The following is a 3,912-nucleotide window of genomic DNA, read 5'->3' as shown; positions in this document are numbered from 1 at the left end:
CTATTGGACCAGCGAGTTCAAGTAAGCCAGACAGCGGGCCTGTGCACAGCGCAGGCCCGCTTTCCTCGCCGCACCACCCTGCCGAACCACCACTCGGGCCCCCGCCTCAGCCATGAATGCCATCGCCCAGCCTGTTCCCGCACCGTCCCTCCGCGACCTGCGTGATGCCCGCAACGACAAACTGTTCCGCTGGGTCCTGATCGCCACCGTCATCCTGGTGCTGGTCGCCCTGGCCTGCGCCGCGCTCTCGATGCTGTGGGGCGGCCGCCATGCCCTGCAGGAGCAGGGCCTGAGCTTCTTCTACTCCTCCGAATGGAATCCGGTGGAGAACAAGTTCGGTGCACTCGCACCGATCTACGGCACCCTGGTCACGGCCCTGATCGCGATGGTCATCGCCGTGCCGGTGAGCTTCGGTATCGCCTTCTTCCTGACCGAGGTCGCCCCGCGCTGGCTGCGTGGCCCGGTCGGTACCGCCATCGAACTGCTGGCCGGTATCCCCTCGATCATCTACGGCATGTGGGGCCTGTTCGTGCTGGTCCCGGTGATGACCGAGTACGTCACTCCGTTCCTCAATGATCACCTGGGCACGCTGCCGATCATCGGCCCGCTGTTCCAGGGTCCGCCGCTGGGCATCGGCGTGCTCACCGCCGGCTTCGTGCTGGCGATCATGGTGATCCCCTTCATCTCCTCGGTGATGCGCGAGGTGTTCCTGACCGTGCCGACCCGCCTGAAGGAATCGGCCTATGCGCTGGGCTCCACCAAGTGGGAAGTGAGCTGGGACATCGTCCTGCCCTACACCCGCTCGGCGGTGATCGGCGGCATCTTCCTCGGCCTCGGCCGTGCCCTGGGTGAAACCATGGCGGTGGCCTTCGTGATCGGCAACAGCGTGCGCCTGTCGCCGTCGCTGCTTGAACCGGGCACCACCATTGCCGCCCTGATCGCCAACGATTTCGGCGAAGCCACCGAAACCTATCGCTCGGCACTGCTGCTGCTCGGCTTCGTGTTGTTCCTGGTGACCTTCGTGGTGCTGGCGATCGCCCGCCTGATGCTGATGCGCCTGGCCCGCAAGGAGGGCAACTGATGTCCACCGCCAATGCCCAACCGCTGTACCTGCGCCGCCGCATCGTCAACGTGGTCGCGCTGCTGATGTCCTGCCTGACCGCACTGTTCGGCCTGTTCTTTCTCGGCTGGATCCTGTGGACGCTGGCCTCCAAGGGCCTGGCCGGCATCAATCTGGATCTGTTCACCAAGATGACCCCGCCGCCGATGCAGGACGGTGGTCTGGCCAATGCCTTCTTCGGCAGCGCGGTGATGTGCGGCCTGGCCATCGCCATCGGGACGCCGCTCGGCGTGCTGGCCGGCACCTGGCTGGCCGAGTACGGCAACTTCCGCAAGACCGGCACGGTGGTCCGCTTCGTCAACGACATCCTGCTCTCGGCGCCGTCGATCGTACTGGGCCTGTTCGTCTACACCCTGTATGTGATGCAGACCGGTGGCCAGTTCTCGGCCTTCGCCGGTGCGCTCTCGCTGGCATTCATCGTGCTGCCGGTGGTGGTGCGGACCACGGATGAAATGCTGCGCCTGGTGCCCTCGCAGATGCGCGAAGCGGCGCTGTCGCTGGGCATCCCGCAGTGGAAGGTGACGGTGCAGGTGCTGTACCGCAGCGCCGCCGCCGGCATCGTGACCGGCATCCTGCTGGCACTGGCCCGCATCTCCGGTGAAACCGCCCCGCTGCTGTTCACCGCCTTCGGCAACCAGTACTGGAACAGCAACGTGTTCCAGCCGATGGCCTCGGTGCCGGTGGTGATGAACCAGTTCGCCGGCAGCCCGTATGAATCCTGGCAGGTGCTGGCCTGGGCCGGCGCGCTGGTGCTGACCGTCTTCGTGCTGCTGGTCAGCCTTTCCGCGCGCGGCATCCTGCTGCGCAACCGTATCTCCCATGACTGACCTTTCCACGGACATCGCCATGAACGATCTCTCCAACGCCGTGCCGATGCAGCGCATCGTGGTCCCGGCCTCGCATGAAAGCCTGCAGACCCCGGCGCCGATCAAGCTGGCCGCACGCGGGCTGGATTTCTACTACGACAAGTTCCATGCGCTGAAGGGCATCGACCTGGAGATTCCGGAAAAGCGTGTCACCGCGCTGATCGGTCCCTCCGGCTGCGGCAAGTCCACCCTGCTGCGCATCTTCAACCGCATCTACGCGCTGTACCCCAAGCTGGAAGCGCGCGGTGAAGTGATGCTGGACGGCGAGAACATCCTCTCGCCGAAGTACCCGATGAACCGCCTGCGCAGCAAGGTCGGCATGGTATTCCAGAAGCCGGTGCCGTTCCCGATGACCATCTTCGAGAACGTGGCCTATGGCATCCGCCACCACGAGAAGCTCTCCAAATCGGAGATGACCGATCGCGTCGAGCAGGCCCTGCGCCAGGGCGCGCTGTGGGACGAGGTGAAGGACAAGCTCAACCAGAGCGCGCTGGGCCTGTCTGGTGGCCAGCAGCAGCGTCTGTGCATCGCCCGCGCCGTGGCTCTGCGCCCGGACGTGCTGCTGCTCGACGAGCCGACCTCCGCGCTGGACCCGATCTCCACCAGCCGCATCGAGCAGCTGGTGGAAGAGCTCAAGCACGATTACACGATCGTGATCGTGACCCACAACATGCAGCAGGCCGCGCGCGTGTCCGATTACACCGCCTTCATGTACCTGGGTGACCTGATCGAGCACGACCGCACCGAAGTGATCTTCTCGCAGCCCAACAAGCAGCAGACCGAAGACTACATCACCGGCCGCTTCGGCTGATTCCGGCCCACGAACCCTGGATAGAACCGCATGAGCATTCCCAACGACCACATCGTCAAGAGCTACGACGAAGAACAGCAGCGCCTGGTGGCCGAGATCGTGCGCATGGGCGAGATGGCGGTCGCGCAGCTGGAGGCGTCCATGGACGTCATCGAGAAGCGCGACGAGAACGCCGCCCAGCGCATCATCGCCAACGATGAAGCCATCGACCAGCTTGAGCAGCACATCAGCCACGACGTGATGCGCCTGGCGCTGCGCGGGCCGATGGCACGCGACCTGCGCGAGATCCTGGCCGGCCTGCGCATTCCCGCCGACATCGAACGCATCGGCGATTACGCGGCCAACGTGGCCAAGCGCTCGATCGCGCTGAGCAAGGTGCCACCGCTGCCGCAGATCCAGGGCCTGCGCGCGCTGGGCCGGCTGGCCGCACAGCAGGTGCGCCGCGCGATCGAGGCCTACCGCGACAACGACGCCGCCGCGGCGCTGGAGCTGCGCGACGATGACGCCCGCCTGGACGCGCAGTACACCGCGCTGTTCCGCGAGCTGCTGACGTACATGATGGAAGACCCGCGCAACATTACCCCGTGCACCCACCTGCTGTTCATGGCCAAGAACCTGGAGCGCGTGGGCGACCATGCGACCAACATCGCCGAGAACGTGTGGTTCCTGGTGCATGGCGAGCAGGCGCTGCCGCCGCGCGAGAAGCGCGACGAGACCAGCAGTACCGATCACGTCTGAGCGCGTGCTTCAAAAATGGAAAGCAAAAGCCGCTGCCTTCGGGTGGCGGTTTTTTTTGTTCCTCACCCAAAGCACGACAGCACCTCAGCGGTACTTTGGATCCACCAGTGTTTTCGCTTGGGCCTGCCGCGGGCGTCACGCCCCGCATCAACCGGCAGGCCCCTCGGCAAATGTCCCCCGGCCGGCGCCTCGCGGCGACGGCCTCCTCCTTGATTTTGCCCAGGGGCCTGCCGGCCGCTACGGGGCTCGCGTGTTGGACGACTCCGCGAAGTCGTGCCTTTCTGTGGGCGCGCAGGGTCTCGAGTCGCTGGGTCGCGATGCCCTTGTGGGCGAACTCAAGGAGGAGGCGCCGGCCGCAGGCCGCCACCGGGGGACAT

The 3,912-nt window shown here is 65.6% G+C and carries 4 protein-coding genes; all 4 read left to right on the top strand.

What is annotated here, in order from left to right:
* Window positions 1-112 precede the first annotated feature (112 nt).
* The 4 genes from pstC to phoU are packed head-to-tail and all read left to right on the top strand — an operon-like array spanning window position 113 to window position 3,535.
* Window positions 113-1,081 (top strand): phosphate ABC transporter permease subunit PstC, encoded by a 969-nt coding sequence (gene pstC / locus QMX81_RS20575; RefSeq protein ID WP_121041561.1) that lies wholly within the window; start codon window positions 113-115, stop codon window positions 1,079-1,081.
* Window positions 1,081-1,947 (top strand): phosphate ABC transporter permease PstA, encoded by an 867-nt coding sequence (gene pstA / locus QMX81_RS20570; protein ID WP_121041559.1) that lies wholly within the window; start codon window positions 1,081-1,083, stop codon window positions 1,945-1,947. Before pstC ends, pstA begins: the two co-directional genes overlap by 1 nt.
* Window positions 1,948-1,966: 19 nt before the next feature.
* The gene (gene pstB, locus QMX81_RS20565) at window positions 1,967-2,797 is read left to right on the top strand and encodes a phosphate ABC transporter ATP-binding protein PstB (RefSeq protein ID WP_070471812.1); all 831 of its coding nucleotides are present in this window, start codon (window positions 1,967-1,969) and stop codon (window positions 2,795-2,797) included.
* Between the two features lie 30 nt (window positions 2,798-2,827).
* Window positions 2,828-3,535: a phosphate signaling complex protein PhoU gene (gene phoU / locus QMX81_RS20560; RefSeq protein ID WP_070471813.1), complete on the top strand. Its 708-nt coding sequence runs from the start codon at window positions 2,828-2,830 to the stop codon at window positions 3,533-3,535.
* The last annotated feature ends 377 nt before the right edge of the window (window positions 3,536-3,912 follow it).

Origin of the sequence: Stenotrophomonas sp. PS02301 (assembly GCF_029959485.1) — a bacterium.
Lineage (GTDB): Bacteria > Pseudomonadota > Gammaproteobacteria > Xanthomonadales > Xanthomonadaceae > Stenotrophomonas > Stenotrophomonas maltophilia_Z.
This window is presented reverse-complemented; position numbering and strand designations above follow the sequence as displayed.